This window comes from Arthrobacter sp. MP_M4, assembly GCF_035984855.1.
Classification (GTDB): Bacteria; Actinomycetota; Actinomycetes; order Actinomycetales; family Micrococcaceae; genus Arthrobacter.
In genome coordinates this window covers 87260-105335 of the sequence record NZ_JAXCHX010000003.1, presented here as the reverse complement: position 1 = coordinate 105335, position 18076 = coordinate 87260, and the positions used below count along the sequence as shown (strand labels likewise).

Below are 18076 nucleotides of genomic sequence, written 5' to 3'. Positions count from 1 at the left end.
CCAAGCCTCGGCGGTCTCCCGAACCTCACCACGCGAAACCGCACCATCCATAAAGGAACATCAACACCCAACGAAAGGAGGCTGCTGTGCCTGAAGAAATCAACCTCGAGATCTACAACCCGGACCCGCTTACCGAAGACGTGTCCGACGAAGCCACGGAGGCCGCACCGAAGACGCCTGCGCCCGCTGTCCCTGCCCTGGATACGGCCGCAGAGTCGCAGGCGGACCTCAGCGCCGAGATGAAAGCCATCGGCGACGCCTACGCACAGGCGCTCACGAACGGCGCCCCGGCAGAAATCCAGCCGCGGCTGGACTACGCACCGTACCGCAGCAGTGTCCTGCGCCACCCCACAAAGGACCTGCACCACGCGGACCCGGAGACGATCGAGCTCTACTCGCCGGCCTTCGGGCACATGGACGTCCACGCGCTGGAAGCGGACCTGACCATCCAGCACAAGGGTGAACCGCTGGGCGAACGCATCGTCGTCTCCGGCCGCGTGCTCGACGGTGATGGCCGCCCCGTCGCCGGTCAGCTGGTGGAGATCTGGCAGGCAAACTCCGCCGGCCGCTACATCCACAAAAGGGACCAGCACCCCGCGCCCCTGGACCCCAACTTCACCGGCGTCGGCCGCTGCATCACGGGTGCCGACGGCTCCTACAGCTTCACTACCATCAAACCCGGCGCTTACCCATGGAAGAACCACCTCAACGCCTGGCGCCCGGCGCACATCCACTTTTCCCTGTTCGGGCAGGAGTTCACGCAGCGGATCATCACCCAGATGTACTTCCCGGGCGACCAGCTCTTCCCCCTTGACCCGATCTACCAGTCGATTGTGGACCAGGATGCCCGGGACCGGCTCGTGGCCACCTACAACCACGAGCAGACCGAGCCCGAGTGGGCCCTGGCGTACAACTGGGACATCGTCCTGACCGGATCCAAACGAACGTGGACCGAGAACGAGGCCCTGGGAGCAGAAGGAGATGACCATGAATAAGGCCAGCACGAATAAACCCACCCCCACACCCGGCCAGACCGTGGGACCCTTCTACGGCTACGCACTGCCCTACGCCAAGGACCGCGAGCTGCTGGCCCCCGGCTCCCCGGGATCCCTCCGGCTTCAGGGCACCGTATACGACGGCGCCGGGCACCCGATCCCGGACGCGATCCTGGAAATCTGGCAGGCGGACGCCGGGGGCAAGGTCCCGCAGCGCACCGGCTCGCTGGTGCGCGACGGCTACACCTTTACCGGCTTCGGCCGCAGCGCCGTGGGCAACACCGGTGTCTTCACGTTCACCACGGTCAACCCCGGCCCCACCGAGGACGGCGCGGCGCCGTTCATCGCCGTCGCGGTCTTTGCCCGCGGCCTCATGAACCGGCTCTTCACCCGGATTTACCTGCCGGAGAACGAAGAGGCGCTGGCGGCGGATCCGCTGCTGTCCTCGTTGGATCCGGAATGCCGCAAGACGCTGATCGCACGCCGCGACGCGGACGGGGGTCTCACCTGGGACATCCGTCTGCAGGGCGAGGGGGAAACGGTGTTCCTGGACTTCGAGGGCGCCTCGACGTGATCTCCCGTGAAACCAGCGCGGCCACCGGATTCAACGCCGGCCCGCAGGGCGATCTTGGTCTCCTGAGTCCCGTGTCGGCGTCGCCTCTGGTGGCGGCGCTGACCGGGGACCGGGCCGTCCTGACCGTCATTCTCCGGGTCGAGGCCGCGTGGGCCGCCGTCCTGGAACAGGCGGACCTCGCCCCGGCCGGCTCCGCCGCGGTGGTCGCCGCAGCCGCCGAAGTGGACCGCTACGACATCGCGGACCTTGCCGTCCGCGCCCAGGGTGGCGCCAACCCCGTGATCCCGCTGCTGGCGGACCTCCGCGGGCAGGTCAACGCCCTTGATGTGCGGGAAATTGGTGCGGTGAAGGCCGTCCACACGTCGCTGACCAGCCAGGACGTCCTCGACACCGCCCTGATGCTGCTTAGCCGGGACGCGGTCCGCGGGCTGCTCACCGAGCTCACGGCAACGACGGCGGCACTGGCCGCCCTCGCGGAACAGCATACGGACACCTTGTGCGTCGGCCGCAGCCTCACCCAGCACTCCCTGCCGTTCACCTTCGGGCTCAAGGCGGCCCAGTGGTTCCACGGACTTGCCGCGGCCGCCCGCCGCCTCGAAGCCCTCGAATTCCCGGTTCAGACCGGGGGAGCCGCCGGAACCCTGGCCGCGGGCACCGTACTGACCTCACACTCAAGCCTCAGCCCTTTGGATCTCGCCGACCGGCTGGCCGCCGGACTGGGCCTCGCCGCGGTCACTGCGCCCTGGCACACGAACCGGCTGGCCCTCACCGCGCTCGGCGACGCCCTCGCCGCCGTAACCGACGCTGCGGGCAAGATCGCCGCCGACGTGCTGTTCCTCAGCCGCCCGGAGGTCGCCGAACTCGCCGAACCCCGCGCCGCCGGCCGGGGCGGGTCTTCGGCCATGCCGCAAAAGCAAAACCCGGTGCTCTCCGTGCTGGTCCGCAGCGCGGCCCTGCAATCTCCCGGCCAGGCCGCCCAGCTGCACCTGGCAGCCGCCAACTTCAACGATGAACGCCCCGACGGCGCATGGCACACCGAATGGCCGGCGCTCCGCCAGCTCCTCCGCCTTGGCCTCGGCGCCGCCGTGCAGCTCCGCGAACTCACCGAGGGCCTGCAGGTCTTCCCCGGGGCCATGCGGCGGAACCTCGAACTTTCCGGCCCGCTGCTGCTCAGCGAGGCCGTCACGGCCGCTCTCGCACCGCTCCTGTCCGGCGTCCCGGGCAAGAACAGTGCGGACGGCAAGCAACGGCTGCAGGCCGTGGTGGACCAGACACTGCAGGTCCCGGCCGCGGACCAGGCGTCCACCTACCGGCGGCTGCTCCGTGCCGCCGTCCCGCCGGAACTGCTCTCCGACGCACGGCTGGAGGAGCTGCTCGACCCGGCCAACTACCTTGGCCAAGCCGCCGAAATCTCGCGGCGCATCCTCGCCGCCTACCCGGACTACGCCGTCAGCAGCACCGTCCCCGACGCCGGAGCCCAGACCTCATCACCGTCCACCGATCCGAACGGAGCCCCCCGTGGCTAGACCGACTGTCAAGGCAGTACTGCTTTCGCCCCAGCGACCGCTGGGGGACAGACCCCTCCTCGTGGCGGGCCCGTCGCTGGGCACGTCCACGCTGCTGTGGAGCCAGGCCGGCGCCCTGCTCGGAAGCGACGTCGACGTCGTCGCCTGGGACCTGCCGGGCCACGGCATCTCACCGGCAGCGAAAGAGACGTTCACCGTCGCGGAACTGGCCGAGGCCGTCGTCGAGCTTGTTGATTCGATCGCCCCCGGAGCGCAATTCCACTATGCCGGTGTCTCCCTCGGCGGCGCCACCGGGCTGCAGTTGGGCATCAAGCACGGCGAACGGCTCAAGAGTCTCTCCGTGCAGTGCACCGGCGCCAAGCTCGGCACGCCCGAGGGCTGGCTGGAACGCGCGGAGACGGTCCGCCTGCAGGGAACCCCTGTGATGATCCAGGGCTCCGCGGAGCGCTGGTTCGCCCCCGGGTTCATGGACCGCCAGCCTGAGCTCAGCAGCCGACTGCTGCACAGCCTCCGCGACGCCGACCGCTTCAGCTACGCTTTCTGCTGCGAAGCCCTCGCCGGCTTCGACGTCCGGGACGAGCTCGGCAGCATCCGTGTCCCCACCCAGGCCGTCGCCGGCGCAGAGGACAGCGTCGCCCCGCCGTCACTCGCCGAGGCGATTGTGGAAGGGATCACCGCCGGCGGCGGTACCGCCAGCGCCGTAACCCTCAAAGGTGTGGCCCACCTGGCACCGTTCGAGGCCCCGGGCCACGTCGCCGACCTGCTGAAGAACCTCATCACGTGGACCGAGTCCAGCGGAGCCGTCAAATGACCGGCAGCGAGCAGGGCAACGCGCAAGAGGCCGGCCGTCAGCGCCACGGTGTGGTACAGCCGGAGGCCAGCAGCCAGGAAATCTACGACGGCGGCATGAAGGTCCGCCGCGAGGTCCTCGGCGCCGCCCACGTGGACCGGGCCAACGCCACCATGGACTCCTTCACCGAGGACTTTCAGGAGATGATCACCCGGATCGCCTGGGGCGGGATCTGGACCAGGCCGGGCCTGTCACGGCAGATGCGCTCGGCGGTCACCATCACAGCGATGGTGGCCCACGGCCACTGGGACGAACTGGCCATGCACGTCCGCGCCGCTGTCACCAACGGCCTGAGCCGGGACGAGATCAAGGAAATTCTGCTGCAAACGGCCATTTATTGCGGAGTTCCATCCGCGAATACCGCGTTCAAGACCGCGCAGCAAGTCTTCCATTCCATGGACACCGCCGCCATGGACGACACCGAAATGGATGAGACACCATGAACCAGGCTTTTGTGTACGACGCCGTGCGGACGCCGTTTGGGAAATTCGGCGGGGGGCTCGCCGGGGTCCGGCCGGATGATCTCGCCGCTCATGTAATCGGTGAGCTGGTCCGGCGCGTGCCGGGGCTCGACGTCGAGCGCATCGATGAGGTGGTGTTCGGCAATGCCAACGGCGCCGGTGAGGAAAACCGGAACATCGCCCGGATGGGCACGCTTCTGGCGGGCCTGCCGGTCTCGCTCCCTGGCACCACCGTGAACAGGCTTTGCGGATCCTCGCTGGACGCGGCGATCATCGCCTCCCGGCAGATCGCCACCGGGGACGCCGAGCTCATGCTGGTCGGCGGGGTCGAGTCGATGTCCCGGGCGCCCTGGGTGCTGCCCAAAACCGAGAAACCCTATCCTGCCGGGGACATGGTGCTGGTTTCCACCACCCTGGGCTGGCGGCTGGTGAACAAGGCTATGCGACCGGACTGGACCGTATCCCTGGGCGAGGCCACCGAACGGCTGGCCGGCAATTACGGAATCACCCGCGAGGCGCAGGATGCGTTCTCGGCCGGTTCCCACAACCTCGCCGCCGCGGCGTGGGACGAGGGATTCTATGATCGCCTCGTCACCGCGGTCCCAGGCACGGACCTGGTCCGCGACGAAGGCATCCGCGCCGGGTCCTCGGCGGAGAAACTCGCCGGGCTCAAGACCGTGTTCCGCACCGAGGGCGGCACCGTCACCGCCGGGAACGCCTCACCGCTGTCCGACGGCGCCTCCGCGGCCTGGCTGGGCAGCGAGGCCGCCGCCGGGCTGCTGGGCCTGGACCCGCTGGCCCGCATCGCGGGCCGCGGCGCGCACGCCAACGAACCACAGTTCTTCGGCTACGCCCCCGTGGAGGCCGCGAACAAGGCCCTCGCGAAGGCCGGAATCGGCTGGGACCAGGTCGGCGCCGTCGAACTCAACGAGGCCTTCGCCGCGCAATCCCTGGCCTGCATCAACGCCTGGGGCGTGGACCCGGGCGTCGTGAACCGGCACGGCGGCGCCATTGCGATGGGCCACCCGCTGGGCGCCTCGGGCGGGCGCATCCTGGGGACCCTGGCGCGGTCCCTGCAGGCCTCCGGTGAACGCTGGGGAGTCGCCGCGATCTGCATCGGTGTCGGCCAGGGCCTCGCGGTCGTCCTCGAAAACGTTACTGCCGGAAAGGCGTAAAGAATGCTTAGCTTCGTAGAATCGGTCCAGGAAGCCGTTTCCGGCGTCCGGGACGGCTCCACCATCATGATCGGCGGCTTCGGCAACGCCGGCCAGCCGTTCGAATTGATCGACGCGCTCATGGACGGCGGCGCCACGGACCTCACTGTGGTCAATAACAACGCCGGCCAGGGCGACCAAGGCCTTGCGCTGCTGATCAAGGAAGGCCGGGTGAAGAAGATGATTTGTTCCTTCCCGCGGCAATCAGACTCCTGGCATTTTGACGGCAGGTTCCGGGCCGGGGAAATCGAGCTTGAACTCGTCCCGCAGGGCAACCTGGCCGAGCGGATCCGCGCCGCAGGGGCCGGGATCGGCGGCTTCTTCACGCCCACGGGCTACGGCACGACGCTGGCCGAGGGCAAGGAAACCCGCTTCCTGGACGGCAAGTGGCAGGTGTTCGAGACGCCCATCCACGCCGACGTCGCGCTCATCAAGGCCCTCACGGCTGACGGCAAAGGCAACCTCATCTACCGCAAGACGGCCCGGAACTTCGGCCCGATCATGGCCGCCGCGGCCAAACACACCGTCGTCCAGGTATCCGGAATCGTTCCCACGGGCGGCCTCGATCCGGAAATCATTGTGACTCCCGGCATTTACGTCAACAGCATTGTGAAGGTGGCCTGAGGTGAGCGTGCAGTCCAACAGCCCGGCCGGTCTCCAAAGCTCGGACCAGCCTTTGGGCCGCGATGACCTCGCCCGGCTGGTGGCCCGGGATATCCAGCCGGGCTCCTTCGTCAACTTGGGCATCGGCCAACCCACCCTGGTCTCCAACTACCTGTTGCCCGAGCAGAACATCACGTTGCACACCGAGAACGGCATGCTGGGCATGGGTCCGGTTGCCACCGGGGACCAGATCGACGGGGACCTCATCAACGCGGGCAAGATTCCCGTGACGGAACTGCCCGGAGCCTCGTACTTCCACCACGCCGACTCCTTCGCAATCATGCGCGGCGGCCATCTGGACATTTGCGTACTGGGTGCCTTCCAGGTCTCCGCGACCGGCGACCTCGCCAACTGGCACACCGGCGCGCCGGACGCGATCCCGGCTGTCGGCGGTGCCATGGATCTGGCTACCGGCGCAAAGGACGTCTTTGTGATGATGACCCTCCTGACCCGCGAAGGTGTCTCCAAGCTTGTCCAGTCCTGCGGCTACCCGCTTACGGGCATCGGCTGCGTGACCCGGGTCTACACGGACAAGGCCGTCTTCCTCACCGGGCCCGGCGGTGTGGAGGTCCGCGAAACGTTCGGCTGCACCCTTGAAGAACTGCAGCGCATGGTTCCGGTGCCACTCAAGGCCGCGGCTGCCGCAGGCTGAAGATCTGCCGGCACGGACCGGGACGGATTGGATCCAGACGGCAGGGAAAGGACGTCACGGCTAAAGTGGGGCGGAACCGAGAGGCGAGGACATGAGAGAGGCAGCAAGCACTGCCGGGACCGGTGGCGCGCCCGCGGCCAGCGACCAGTATGTGCAGTCGCTGGCCCGCGGGCTGGCGGTGATCCGCGCCTTCGACACGGATCACCCCAAGATGACGCTGACCGAGGTGGCGGCCCGGACAGATCTGACCCGGGCCACCGCGCGGCGGTTCCTGTACACCCTCGTCGAGCTGGGCTATGTCCGAACAGACGGCAAAATCTTCGCCCTGACCGCCAAGGTGCTGCAGCTCGGCTACGCCTACCTGTCAGGGCTCTCACTGCCGCAGTTGGCCCAGCCACACCTCGAGGACCTGTCCCTGAAGTTGGGGGAGTCGACGTCGGCGGCCGTGCTGGAGGGCACCGACATCGCCTACATCGCCCGGGTGGCGACGCGGCGGATCATGACCGTCGGGATCACTGTGGGCACCCGGTTCCCGGCCTACGCCACCTCAATGGGGAGGATACTGCTGGCGGCGTTGCCGCCAGCCCAGTTGCAGGCCTACCTCGCTGCCGCCAGCATCCGGCCCCTGACGCCGCTTGCCATCGGCACCCGGGAGGGCCTGCTCGCGGAGCTTGCCCGCGTCCGGGCGCAGGGCTGGTGCCTGCTGAACCAGGAACTGGAGCCAGGGCTGATGTCCGTCGCCGCGCCGGTCCATGACGGGCCTAAGGTGGTGGCGGCCATCAACGTGTCCCTGCAGGCCCAGTTGGTAGCAAGCCGGCCGGATCCTGAGGCCTACCTGGACTCGGTGGGCGGGGCCGCTGTGGCTGCCGCGGAACTCATTTCCGCGGACCTGACCTCGGGGCGCTAGCTGGCCTCAGCCGACCTGCCCGACGCCGGGCCGGTGGAGACCGTAATGGTGACCCCGGAGTCGTCATCCCGAATGTTAAGGTGCAGGTCCCTGCCGACGAGCGAGGCGTGAATGTCCTCGCTGTCAGCCGGCGCGATCTGCTCGGCCAGACGTGTGACGGCCAGCGCCATCGCGCGGCCCCAATCGTGGGGATCCATGCTGGATGCCTCGGCCTCGGCCGCGTAATACTCGTGTGCTTCGGACATGTGCTGCTCCCGCTTTCCGCCCCTGGAACGCGTCCTGCCAGGCTGATCCGGACAGGCGGCCTGGCCGGCAGGGGGTTCGCGCCGGCAGGCTCCAGTACATGAGCATGGCCAGTCTAATGACCGTGGCGCTCAGACGTCCACGCTTCGCAACCCTGCTGCGGGCGATCGCGGCGGAATCCCGCTAGGATTTCAACCGGGACACCCCACGCCCACTTGCCCTGAAGGACGCCATGTCAGAGAACAATTCCGCGCTCGAGAGCCCACCGCAGGTCAAGCGTGCCGCCGTCATCATCAACCCCTCCAAATCCGTTGGTCCGGCCCTCCAGGGAGCCATCCTCCGGCTTTGTGACACGCAGGGATGGGCCGAGCCGCTCTGGCTCGAAACCACTGTCGAAGACCCCGGAACCGGCCAGGCACGCGAAGCCCTCAAGGCGGGCGTCGACGTCGTGATCGCCGCGGGCGGCGACGGCACCGTACGCTGCGTGGCAGAGGTGCTCGCCGGCACCGGGACGCCGATGGGACTCGTCCCGCTGGGTACCGGGAACCTGTTGGCCCGCAACCTTGGCGTCGATATCACTGATCCGGTATCTGCCTGCTTCGATGTCCTCAACGGCAGCGAACGGGCTATTGACGTCGTCAAGGCAACACTCAACCATTCAAACGAAAAACAGGTATTTCTGGTGATGGCCGGCCTCGGCTACGACGCCGCCATCATGGCCGACACCGTGGACGTGCTGAAGGACCGCATGGGCTGGCTCGCGTATGTGGAGGCCGGCATCCGTAAACTTCCCGGCAAACCGGTCAGGGCGAGGATCAGCGTCGACGGCGGAGAGCCTGTCCGCCGCCGGATCCGCAGCGTCATGATCGGCAATTGCGGCCGGATCATGGGCGGGGTGGAGATCTTCCCGGCTGCCAAGTTGGACGACGGTCTGCTGGACCTTCTGGTCCTGGCCCCGCGCGGAAGGTTTGGCTGGCTGGGAGTCGTTGCCGGCATCTTTGGCCGGAACAAGCGCGAGACTGAATCTGTGGAGTACTTCCAAGGCAAGTCCGCCGAGATCACGCTGGAGACTGAGCAGGAATTTCAGCTCGACGGTGACCACCTCGGTACCGGCATGCATCTGGCCGTCTCAGTCGATCGGGATGCCCTGCTGATCCGTATGACCGCTTAGATCACCTTTACCGGCGCCCGGCCCGGGTAGCAGGTACTACCCGGGCCCGCCAGCCGGCCGCGGGTGGCAAAGGCAGGTAGCAACCACTCGTGACCGGGCGGCCGCCAGCCACTTGGATGGGCGTAGGCATCGAAACGATGCAGCCTACTGCCTGGTGGAGGGAGCCCTGATGGGCCGGGTCCTGAGCCGGATCAGCGTGATGAAGCCGTGGCTCGGGGATGAAGAGGCCGCGGCGGTCGCCGACGTGATCGCCTCCGGCTGGGTGGCCCAGGGACCCCGCGTGGCGCGCTTTGAGGCGGCCTTCGCCGACGAACAGCAGGCCAGGCATGCCGTTGCTGTTTCCAACGGCACCACCGCCTTGCACCTGGCGTTAAAAGTAGCGGGGATCGGACCGCACGACGACGTCGTAGTGCCCTCGTTTGCGTTCATCGCCGCCGCCAATGCGGTCACCTATGTGGGCGCCAGGCCGGTCTTCGCCGACGTCGAGCCGGACTCCGGGAACGTGTCCGTGCGGACGCTCGCTGCCGCCCTCACTCCAGCGACCCGCGCCGTGATCGCGGTCGACCAGGGCGGGATGCCGGTCGATCTGGGTCCCATCCGCGCACTCTGCGACGGCTTGGGCATCACCGTCATCGAGGACGCAGCGTGCGCGGCGGGCTCCACGTACCGGGGCCGGCCGGTGGGAGCCGGCGCCGAGCTCACCGCCTGGTCCTTCCATCCCGGGAAAATCCTCACCACCGGGGAAGGCGGGATGCTGACCGCCAACAATGCGGCCTGGGCAGACCGGGCGCGGATGCTCCGTGACCACGCACTGAGGGTTCCGGCGAACAGCCGTCACGCCGCGGCTCTGGCCCCGGCGGAGGAGTACGGCGAAATTGGGTTCGATTACCGGATGACGGACTTGCAGGCCGCGGTCGGGCTGGTGCAGCTGGACCGGCTGAGTGAAGTGGTGTCCCGGCGCCGCGCCATTGCCGAGGCTTACCGTAAAGCCCTCGCCGGCCTCCAGGGCTTGCGCGCCAGTGAGGACCCTCTGCACGGCACCAGTAACTTCCAGTCCTTCTGGATCGAAGTGCTGCCGGGCTTCGCCATCGGCCGGGAGGAGCTGCTGGAGCGCCTGGCACGCGACGGCATCACCGCCGGGCGTGGGGGCATGGCCGTGCACCGCCAGCCCGCCTACGCCCGCCTGGACACCGGCACGGCGGACCTGTCGGTGACGGAGCGGCTCACCGACCACACTGTAATCCTGCCCGTCTACCACCAGTTGTCCCTGATTGATCAGTCCCGGGTCATCGATTCGATCGTGAAAGCCTCGGGTCAGCTCCCGGTCACCGACCCGTGAACTGGCGGTGCGCGAGGATTTCGGCGAGTTCCGCCAGCCGGTGTGCCCGGGCGCATTCCGCCGGGGTGAACGGCTCCCCGGGACGTGAAAAGGTGATTGGACCGTGCCAGGCGGTTGGGATCCGTAGCACCGTTCCGTCGGCTGAAGACGGGGTGTCCCCGGCCCCGGCCCGGAGCGCTGTCCCCGCCTCCGGCCTGTCGGCGATCCGTGCGTGCAGCAGTTCGGCGACCGCCAGCGGCAACTCCTCGGGGTTGGCTGCGATCCTCGCGGCAAGGCTGAGCGCCCCCGTCTGCCCGTCGGCCATGGCCAGCGCTGTGGTGGGCCAGATATGGGGGCTGCTGCCGCCGCCGTCGCGCAGCGCTTGAAGCAGTTCCGCTTCGCGCAGCTCGCCGGGCGCGGACAGCACAAACTCATCCAGAACTCCGCCGTCCACCGGGTGGACGTGGATGCTTAGAATGTTCGTATCCAGTCCGGCCAGTGACTGCGTGAGCGTCCGCAACGAACCCGGCCTGTCCGCCAGAACCGTGCGGGCACGCCACAGGGCCGGTGCCGCGCCAAGCCTGCTCCGGTGCCGCAGGGCGGGGGCGTGCAGCCAGCTCCGCAACATCCGCGCCGCGGATGGTTCCGCCACCCAAATGACCAGAACGGTTGCTGTCAGTGTCAGGACCAAGACCTTGGCGGCGTAGGGCAAGTGGGTACCGACCACCGCCGCATGGACCAGCAGTTCGATCGGCAGCATCACTGCGATGTTGGCCACGGTCAACCGGGCCTTGGTTGGCTCGGGCATTTGGCCGCAGACCTCGCACCTGAGCTCGGAGGCGGCCGGGGCCGGCGGACCACCGTTTTTTCCTACACGGGCTGAGGGCTTCATGGGTCCCATGATGTCCTGACGCTGTTACGGGGCCATTGCCGTCCGGTGACGTTCCTGCGCGCATGGCGGCGGCGCTTCCTGGCCAGCGGCCGGCCGCCAAAGGACCGGTTCCGCTGAATGGATGCAAATGCCGGGCCACCTCCCGTCCGGCGTAAAATGAAGCGCTGGATGCCAGCGCCGCCGTCGAAATCAATCGACTGCCAGAAAGGCGCCACCCTCCGTGAAGATGCTCGCCGAGATGTTCACCCTGGCTCCCGGCAACAAGGACCACCAAGTGGCCGTCCGCTGCGCCGTGGGGGTCTTTGTCCCGCTGATCACCCTGGTTTTCCTTGGCCGCCTGGACTTGGCGATCTTCGCATCGTTCGGCGCCTTCACCGGGATCTACGGCCGGAATGAGCCGCACGCCAAACGCTTCGGCCTGCAATTGCGGGCCAGCGCGTTGATGCTGGCAGTGATCCTGCTCGGTGCCCTGACGGCCCGGGCCGGAGCAGCCTACTCGCTTCCGGCTGCGGAGGCCCTTTGGGGCCAGGTGGCCGTGACCACGCTGGTGGCCGGTGGCTGTTCCCTGCTCGTCGCCTGGTGGCGGCTCCGGCCTGCCGGCTCGCTGTTCCACATCTTTGCGTTCGCCGCCATCGCGTCCATCCCCCACCAGCCGCCGCTCTGGCAGGGCATGCTTGTGGCAGCGCTGACGGTTGCCCTGGCCCTGCTGATCGGCACGTCCTCCCGCGTGTTCCGGAGCCGCCGGACGCCCTGGGTCCGGCCCGTACGCCTTCCGCTCGGCACGGCGGAAAAACGCGCAGCGTTGCTCGAAAGCATCGGCTACCTCGTGGCGGCCGGCCTGGCCGGAACACTCGCGACGCTCGCAGGGGGACAGCTGGGCTTCGGTCACAACTACTGGGCCATGGTGGCCGCCGTCGTTCCGCTCGTGGGCCATTCCACCCGGCACCGGGTCAGCCGCGGCCTGCAACGAATTCTTGGCACGGCGATCGGGCTGGTGCTACTCGCCGGAATCCTGTTTCTGCAGCCCGCACCCTGGCAGACAGTGCTGGTGATCGCCGCCTGCCAGTTCGGTGCCGAGATGTTCATCGCCCGGCAATACCTGCTAGCCCAGGTGTTCGTCACACCCCTCGCCTTGATCTCAACGCTGCTCGTGGTGCCGGCAGCACCTGGCCTGCTGCTGCGGGACCGGATCCTGGAGACCGTGATCGGAGCCGCAGTCGGCATTGCCGTTGTGCTGGCCCCCGCGGCCCGGCGCCGCCTGCTTGCGGCCCGCCAGGGTAGCTAGAGCCCCGGCCGTTCTTTGCCGGCCGGCCGGGCCGGCCGCCCGGCCCGGACCTGGCATGCACCTTCGGCGTAGAGTGGACAGTGGAATCCATTCAACGAAAAAGGCTGGCCATGGCGAACTCCGGCACTGGCGACTCCGTGGTGGACCGGGTGGTCCGGGTCATCTCGGCGTTCCCGGAAGGCGTCACCGTGCTCCCGCTTTCCGACCTGTCCGAACGGGCCGGCCTGCCGGTGAGCACCGCCCACCGACTGGTCCGGCAGCTTGCCGGGCACGGGCTGCTGGAATTGGGCAGCGGGGGATCCGTGCGGCTGGGGATGCGCCTGTGGGAGCTGGTCAACCGGAATTCGCCCACTCTGGCCCTGCGCGAGGCGGCCATGCCCTTCATGGAGGATATCCAGCAGGTGCTGAACCAGAACGTAAACCTGGCCGTGCTGGAGGGCTGGGAGGCATTGTTCGTCGAGCGGCTGTCCCGCCGCGGCTCCGTCGCCAACCGGGCCCAGGTTGCCGGCCGGATGCCGGTGCATGTGTCCTCCGCCGGGTTGGCGCTGATGGCCAACCAGCCGGCTGCCGTCCAGGCCGAGTACCTGCGCCAGTTCCAGGATCCGGCCGGGAAGGTCGGGCCGGAGGACCTCCGCGTCCTGCTGCAGGACACCGCCGACCACGGCTTTGCGCAGCTGGCCGGCGTCGTCGATCCGGACACCTGGGGTATTGCGGTGCCGGTACGGGACGCGCGGAACCGGACGGTGGCGGCGCTCGGCGTCGTGGTACCCCTGCAGGAGATGCGGCTGCAGGCGCTGGTCCCCGCCCTGCAAACTGCAGCTCGCGGAATCAGCCGGCAACTGCACCGGCCCGGCGCCACAGCGGCGTTCCATTCAACGGAAATGCTGTAACGCCAATCACGTGTCTTGGCGCACACTGTAGCTGAGAATCCATCCGGCCCCGGACCGTCACCAGCCCGGGCCCCGCAACGAAGCGAGGACACATTGGCTAACCGCAAAGTCATCACCACCCAGGTGGCCATTATGGGTTCCGGCCCGGCGGGGCTGATGTTGTCCCACCTGCTCGCGAAGCAGGGAATCGAATCCACCGTCATCGAGGTCCGCAGCCATAAGGAAATCTCGGAAACCGTCCGCGCCGGCATCCTGGAGCACGGTTCCGTCAACCTGCTGGTGGACAGCGGCGTCTCGGACCGGGTGCTGCGCGACGGCGACCGGCACGACGGCATTGAACTGCGCTTCAACGGCGAGAGCCACCGGATCGACTTCCAGGACCTCGTCGGCGAGTCGGTCTGGCTCTACCCCCAGACCGATGTCTTCCTGGATCTCGCCGCCCGGCGCCAGGCCGACGGCGGCGACGTGCGTTACAGCGTCACTGACACCACCATCCACGACCTCGAGGGCACGCCAAAGGTCTGGTTTACCGATGCCGAGGGCGTGGAGTGGGAGCTGCAGGCGGACTTCATCGCCGGCGCGGACGGTTCGCGCAGCCACAGCCGCTTCCAGATCCCCGAGGCCCGGCGGAAGTGGTATTTCCATGAGTACCCCTTTGCCTGGTTCGGCATCCTGGCCGAGGCCCCGCGCAGCTCCGAGGAACTGATCTACGCCAACTCTGAGAACGGGTTTGCCCTGATCAGCCAGCGGACCGACACCGTCCAGCGGATGTACTTCCAGTGCGATCCGAACGAGGACGTCAATAACTGGAGCGATGACCGGATCTGGGACGCCTTCCGCACCAAGGTCAACGGCAACGGCTTCGAACTCAAAGAGGGCCCGGTTATCGACAAGACGGTCCTGAAATTCCGCAGCTTCGTGCACGCCCCGATGCGGCACGGCAAGCTCTTCCTCGCCGGCGACGCCGCCCACACCGTTCCGCCGACCGGGGCCAAGGGCCTGAACCTGGCGCTGCACGATGTCAAGATGCTCTTTGAGGGCCTCGACAGCTACTACCAGACCGGCAACACGGTTCTCCTGGACGCCTACAGTGACCGCGCTCTGGACCGGGTCTGGAAGGCCCAGCAGTTCTCCTACTGGATGACCTCCATGCTGCACACCCCGGCCGACGGCGACGACTTCGCCCGTGCGCGCCAGCTTGGCGAGCTGAACTCCGTGGTGTCCTCGCGCCACGGCCGTGCCTACCTCGCCGAGGCCTACACCGGCTGGCCGGGCGCGCACTGATACCGGCGCCCACCGGCGGAAGTTAGGCAGATATCCATCGACTGGCCTCGAGGACATCGTCGGCGGGGAAAACCATACGGTCGCGATCCAGCGGACCCAAGGAACGAACAACGGCAAAACCCTGGACATGGCCACCCTCATCACCTTTGTGGTTGACGGCGGAAGGGTCACGGAGGCTCGGGAGTACTTCGAAGATTCGGCAAAAGCAGCCGCTTTCTGGACCTGACCGGGCAACCCCTGCAGGCGGCACAGAGCGGTACGGTAACGCGATCGTGAACATCCGGCGGCTTGACTCTGGGCATGGGCGCGCTGTAACCGTCGTCGGCCGTGGTGTCGCGGAGCGGCGAACCGCCGTCCAACGGCTGAGACGTCAGGCCATGGCCGTGTGGGCGGCGCTGTGCGAATCAATGGCTTTCGTGTAGCAGTAGGAGTGGTCCACGCCGATGTACGGCCCGAAGTTGGGCACCGGAACGAAACCTGAGTTCTCGTAGAACTGCCGGCCGTCAGTCTGTACCGAGCCGGCCTCCGCGGTGATGGAGGTGATGCCAAGGGCATGGGCATGCGCTTCCAGGGCGGCCAGAATGGAACTGGCCACTCCTGATCCCCGGGTGTACGGCAGCACATACAGTCGTTTGATCTCGGCGGTGTGCGCGTCAAGGAGGCGCAATCCCCCGCAACCCACTGGTTGGCCCGATGCCTTGTCGTGGGCGACGAGGAACACGGCCGTGTCGGCTTCCGACGGCGGCGGGCCGGGCTCGTGGTCGCTGGAGCCGAAGCGGGCATCGAGCTCGGCCTGCTGGGCTGCGCGGAGGTCCGCGCCCACCGGGTTGGCCCAGGTCACTTGCCGGATGTTGAGCCGCGGGTTGGTCTGCATGGCTGCCTCGATTCGCCGAAGGATTATGCAGACCAACGCTAAGGCGCGCCGGTTTCGGCAGTGTTTCCTGCGCGTTAGCGTCCGGAGAATTCGGCTATAGCTTGCGGCCGGTGGGGTCTTCCGCCGTCGGGTCCACCAGGGCCAGGCCGCCCACGGGGCTGTCGTCCCAGTGAATGAGCCGCCAGCCGGCATCGGGATCTCCTTCCAACGCCACGATCCCGGTGTTGGCAAGGACGTGGCGGGCTGCGAAGCCCGACTCCACGTTTGTGGCCCGGAGGCCCGCCCAGACACGGATCGCAGCCCCGTGGCTGACGACGGCAGCCGTCCCGGCGCCGCTGCCTGCTGCCGCGGCAACCCGCGCGATGGAGGCGTCGAAACGTTCGAAAAACTCATGCCCGCTGGGCCCGGCCGGCATCCGGCGGTGCAGTTCCCCGGCCGCCCAGCCAAACACGGTTCCCAGGTAGCGCACGTGCGATTCCTTGTCGGTGAGCTTTTCCAGCGATCCGGCCTCGATCTCCTGCAGCCCCTCCAGCACCTCGACGCCCAGTCCGCGGGCGGCTGAGAGCGGCGCGGCCGTGATCTGGGTTCGGATCAGGGTGGAGGCGTACAGAAGGTCGATCTGCTGATCCGCCAGCGACCGCGCCAGGGCGGCCGCCTGCCGTTGGCCGAGTTCGGTCAGCCCGGGGCCCGGGTGGGCGGTGTCCAGCTGACCCAGGACATTGCCGGGGGTCTGGCCGTGGCGGATCAGCAGGAGCCTCATGCCAGGTGGTCCACCAGCTTGTCCGCGATGCCGGTGTACTTGCCGGGGGTGAGCGCCAGCAGCCGGGCTTCAGCGTCGGGGGACAGGCCCAGGCTCTGGACGAACTCCTGCATCCGGACTGCATCGACGCGCTGCCCGCGGGTCAGGTCTTTGAGCCGTTCGTAAGGGTTCTCCATGCCGTCGACGCCGGCGATGGCCTCGGCGCGCATGACCATCTGGATGGCTTCGCCCAGGACTTCCCAGTTGGTGTCGAGGTCCGCGGCCAGGACGTCCCCGGCGACCTTGAGCCGGTCCAGGCCCTTGGCCACGTTGGAGATGGCGAGCAGGGAGTGGCCGAACGCCACGCCGATGTTGCGCTGCGAGGAGGAGTCGGTGAGGTCGCGCTGCCAGCGGGAGGTCACCAACGTGGAGCCCAGGACGTCCAGCAGCCCGGAGGAGATCTCCAGGTTGGCCTCGGCGTTTTCGAAGCGGATCGGGTTGACCTTGTGCGGCATGGTGGAGGAGCCCGTGGCGCCTGCGACCGGGATCTGCACGAAGTAGCCGATCGAGATGTAGCTCCAAACGTCCGTGCAGACGTTGTGCAGGATCCGGTTGAACCGCGCGACGTCGGCGTACAGCTCGGCCTGCCAGTCATGGCTTTCGATTTGCGTGGTCAGCGGGTTCCAGCCCAGGCCCAGGCCCTCAACGAAGCTCCTGGCGACCTGTTCCCAGTCGGCGCCGGGGATGGAGGCCACGTGTGCGGCATAGGTGCCCGTGGCGCCGTTGATCTTGCCGAGGTATTCGGTCCGGGCGATGCGGTCCAGCTGGCGGGTCAGCCGGTGCGCGCTGACGGCCAGTTCCTTGCCGAGCGTGGTGGGAGTGGCCGGCTGACCGTGTGTGCGGGAGAGCATGGGCACGGCGCGGTTGTCCTCGGCCATGGCAGTGATCTGGGAGACGAGCCTCCGGGCGGCGGGCAGCCAGACGTCCTCGACGGCGCCCTTGATGCCCAGGGCGTAGGAGAGGTTGTTGATGTCCTCGGAAGTGCAGCCGAAGTGCACCATGGCGGTCAGGCGTTCGACGCCGATGCCGGGCAGGCGTCGGCCGATGTAGTATTCGACGGCTTTGACGTCGTGCACGGTGACGGCTTCGATGTCTGCCAGTTCGGCGACCGAGCCGGCGTCGAATTCAGTGACGATGGCGCGCAGTTTCTGTTGCTGCGCCGCGGACAGCGGCCCGGCACCGGGGAGCACGCTGTTGCCGGTCAGGTGGATGAGCCATTCAACCTCGACGGCGACCCGGTCGCGGTTGAGGGCGGCCTCGGAGAGGTAGTCGACCAGCGGCGCGACAGCGGACTGGTACCTGCCGTCCAGCGGGCCGAGCGCGATCGGTTGTGAGGACGCGGCGAGGGCAAGGCGTCCGGACGGCGTGCGGGTATCAGCTGGGGCGGCAGTTTCAGGCATGCCCCGATTCTTTCACGAAGTCCCGCCGGGCCTTAAGTGTGCTGAACCATGTGACTTCCGGGTGGTCCGCCGAAGCGG

General features: G+C 67.9%; 19 protein-coding genes. 14 read left to right on the top strand and 5 right to left on the bottom strand.

Features of this window, described 5'->3' with window-relative positions; genetic code table 11:
• Positions 1-86 precede the first annotated feature (86 nt).
• The 9 genes from pcaH to RCH15_RS05035 all read left to right on the top strand — a co-directional run bounded on the left by pcaH (position 87) and on the right by RCH15_RS05035 (position 7842).
• Entirely contained in the window at positions 87-995 is a 909-nt protein-coding gene (gene pcaH / locus RCH15_RS05075) for a protocatechuate 3,4-dioxygenase subunit beta (RefSeq protein ID WP_326958713.1), read from the top strand.
• Positions 988-1569: a protocatechuate 3,4-dioxygenase subunit alpha gene (gene pcaG, locus RCH15_RS05070; RefSeq protein WP_326958712.1), complete on the top strand. Its 582-nt coding sequence runs from the start codon at positions 988-990 to the stop codon at positions 1567-1569. Before pcaH ends, pcaG begins: the two co-directional genes overlap by 8 nt.
• Positions 1566-3095, top strand: a complete 1530-nt coding sequence (locus tag RCH15_RS05065) for a lyase family protein (RefSeq protein WP_326958710.1) — start codon at positions 1566-1568, stop codon at positions 3093-3095. Before pcaG ends, RCH15_RS05065 begins: the two co-directional genes overlap by 4 nt.
• Positions 3088-3906 (top strand): alpha/beta fold hydrolase, encoded by an 819-nt coding sequence (locus RCH15_RS05060; RefSeq protein WP_326958708.1) that lies wholly within the window; start codon positions 3088-3090, stop codon positions 3904-3906. Before RCH15_RS05065 ends, RCH15_RS05060 begins: the two co-directional genes overlap by 8 nt.
• Complete coding sequence (pcaC, locus tag RCH15_RS05055) at positions 3903-4388, top strand: 4-carboxymuconolactone decarboxylase (protein WP_326958706.1); 486 nt, start codon at positions 3903-3905, stop codon at positions 4386-4388. The genes RCH15_RS05060 and pcaC overlap by 4 nt, the downstream gene beginning before the upstream one ends.
• Positions 4385-5581 (top strand): thiolase family protein, encoded by a 1197-nt coding sequence (locus tag RCH15_RS05050; protein WP_326958704.1) that lies wholly within the window; start codon positions 4385-4387, stop codon positions 5579-5581. The genes pcaC and RCH15_RS05050 overlap by 4 nt, the downstream gene beginning before the upstream one ends.
• 3 nt (positions 5582-5584) lie before the next feature.
• Positions 5585-6244 carry a 3-oxoacid CoA-transferase subunit A gene (locus tag RCH15_RS05045; protein WP_326958702.1) on the top strand — a complete coding sequence of 220 codons (660 nt, stop codon included), beginning with the start codon at positions 5585-5587 and terminating at the stop codon, positions 6242-6244.
• Position 6245: 1 nt separating this feature from the next.
• A complete protein-coding gene (locus tag RCH15_RS05040) occupies positions 6246-6935 on the top strand; it encodes a 3-oxoacid CoA-transferase subunit B (RefSeq protein ID WP_326958700.1) in 690 nt (229 codons plus the stop codon).
• A gap of 91 nt (positions 6936-7026) precedes the next feature.
• Positions 7027-7842 (top strand): IclR family transcriptional regulator domain-containing protein, encoded by an 816-nt coding sequence (locus RCH15_RS05035; RefSeq protein ID WP_326958698.1) that lies wholly within the window; start codon positions 7027-7029, stop codon positions 7840-7842.
• Here RCH15_RS05035 and RCH15_RS05030 read toward each other — a convergent pair.
• Positions 7839-8087, bottom strand: a complete 249-nt coding sequence (locus RCH15_RS05030; RefSeq protein WP_326958696.1) for a hypothetical protein — start codon at positions 8085-8087, stop codon at positions 7839-7841. The genes RCH15_RS05035 and RCH15_RS05030 overlap by 4 nt on opposite strands.
• 230 nt (positions 8088-8317) lie before the next feature.
• On the opposite strand from RCH15_RS05030, the gene RCH15_RS05025 reads away from it, so the two are divergent.
• Positions 8318-9256, top strand: coding sequence for a diacylglycerol/lipid kinase family protein (locus RCH15_RS05025; protein WP_326958694.1), 939 nt, complete (start codon positions 8318-8320; stop codon positions 9254-9256).
• A 169-nt stretch (positions 9257-9425) separates the two neighbouring features.
• The gene (locus tag RCH15_RS05020) at positions 9426-10595 is read left to right on the top strand and encodes a DegT/DnrJ/EryC1/StrS family aminotransferase (RefSeq protein ID WP_326958842.1); all 1170 of its coding nucleotides are present in this window, start codon (positions 9426-9428) and stop codon (positions 10593-10595) included.
• Here the strand turns inward: RCH15_RS05020 and RCH15_RS05015 are convergent.
• The gene (locus RCH15_RS05015) at positions 10582-11466 is read right to left on the bottom strand and encodes an amino acid-binding protein (protein WP_326958692.1); all 885 of its coding nucleotides are present in this window, start codon (positions 11464-11466) and stop codon (positions 10582-10584) included. The genes RCH15_RS05020 and RCH15_RS05015 overlap by 14 nt on opposite strands.
• A 220-nt stretch (positions 11467-11686) precedes the next feature.
• Here RCH15_RS05015 and RCH15_RS05010 point away from each other — a divergent pair, with 220 nt between their 5' ends.
• The 3 genes from RCH15_RS05010 to RCH15_RS05000 all read left to right on the top strand — a co-directional run bounded on the left by RCH15_RS05010 (position 11687) and on the right by RCH15_RS05000 (position 14925).
• Positions 11687-12751: an FUSC family protein gene (locus RCH15_RS05010; RefSeq protein WP_326958690.1), complete on the top strand. Its 1065-nt coding sequence runs from the start codon at positions 11687-11689 to the stop codon at positions 12749-12751.
• A 110-nt stretch (positions 12752-12861) separates the two neighbouring features.
• Positions 12862-13641: an IclR family transcriptional regulator gene (locus RCH15_RS05005; RefSeq protein ID WP_326958688.1), complete on the top strand. Its 780-nt coding sequence runs from the start codon at positions 12862-12864 to the stop codon at positions 13639-13641.
• Positions 13642-13734: 93 nt separating this feature from the next.
• Positions 13735-14925, top strand: coding sequence for a 4-hydroxybenzoate 3-monooxygenase (locus tag RCH15_RS05000; RefSeq protein ID WP_326958686.1), 1191 nt, complete (start codon positions 13735-13737; stop codon positions 14923-14925).
• A 370-nt stretch (positions 14926-15295) separates the two neighbouring features.
• Here RCH15_RS05000 and RCH15_RS04995 read toward each other — a convergent pair whose 3' ends face one another.
• From RCH15_RS04995 to purB, 3 genes are all read right to left on the bottom strand, one after another.
• Positions 15296-15799, bottom strand: a complete 504-nt coding sequence (locus RCH15_RS04995; protein WP_326958684.1) for a GNAT family N-acetyltransferase — start codon at positions 15797-15799, stop codon at positions 15296-15298.
• Between the two features lie 94 nt (positions 15800-15893).
• A complete protein-coding gene (locus RCH15_RS04990) occupies positions 15894-16559 on the bottom strand; it encodes a histidine phosphatase family protein (protein WP_326958682.1) in 666 nt (221 codons plus the stop codon).
• The gene (purB, locus tag RCH15_RS04985) at positions 16556-17998 is read right to left on the bottom strand and encodes an adenylosuccinate lyase (RefSeq protein ID WP_326958680.1); all 1443 of its coding nucleotides are present in this window, start codon (positions 17996-17998) and stop codon (positions 16556-16558) included. Before purB ends, RCH15_RS04990 begins: the two co-directional genes overlap by 4 nt.
• Between the last annotated feature and the right edge of the window lie 78 nt (positions 17999-18076).

Bases quoted from the DNA above. Each gene is read 5' to 3' on its own strand.
- RCH15_RS05015 (WP_326958692.1), bottom strand. From the start codon at position 11,466: ATGAAGCCCTCAGCCCGTGTAGGAAAAAACGGTGGTCCGCCGGCCCCG.
- purB (WP_326958680.1), bottom strand. From the start codon at position 17,998: ATGCCTGAAACTGCCGCCCCAGCTGATACCCGCACGCCGTCCGGACGC.
- RCH15_RS05025 (WP_326958694.1), top strand. From the start codon at position 8,318: ATGTCAGAGAACAATTCCGCGCTCGAGAGCCCACCGCAGGTCAAGCGT.
- RCH15_RS05020 (WP_326958842.1), top strand. From the start codon at position 9,426: ATGGGCCGGGTCCTGAGCCGGATCAGCGTGATGAAGCCGTGGCTCGGG.
- RCH15_RS05050 (WP_326958704.1), top strand. From the start codon at position 4,385: ATGAACCAGGCTTTTGTGTACGACGCCGTGCGGACGCCGTTTGGGAAA.
- RCH15_RS05035 (WP_326958698.1), top strand. From the start codon at position 7,027: ATGAGAGAGGCAGCAAGCACTGCCGGGACCGGTGGCGCGCCCGCGGCC.
- RCH15_RS04995 (WP_326958684.1), bottom strand. From the start codon at position 15,799: ATGCAGACCAACCCGCGGCTCAACATCCGGCAAGTGACCTGGGCCAAC.
- RCH15_RS04990 (WP_326958682.1), bottom strand. From the start codon at position 16,559: ATGAGGCTCCTGCTGATCCGCCACGGCCAGACCCCCGGCAATGTCCTG.
- RCH15_RS05005 (WP_326958688.1), top strand. From the start codon at position 12,862: ATGGCGAACTCCGGCACTGGCGACTCCGTGGTGGACCGGGTGGTCCGG.
- RCH15_RS05030 (WP_326958696.1), bottom strand. From the start codon at position 8,087: ATGTCCGAAGCACACGAGTATTACGCGGCCGAGGCCGAGGCATCCAGC.
- pcaC (WP_326958706.1), top strand. From the start codon at position 3,903: ATGACCGGCAGCGAGCAGGGCAACGCGCAAGAGGCCGGCCGTCAGCGC.
- RCH15_RS05045 (WP_326958702.1), top strand. From the start codon at position 5,585: ATGCTTAGCTTCGTAGAATCGGTCCAGGAAGCCGTTTCCGGCGTCCGG.
- pcaG (WP_326958712.1), top strand. From the start codon at position 988: ATGAATAAGGCCAGCACGAATAAACCCACCCCCACACCCGGCCAGACC.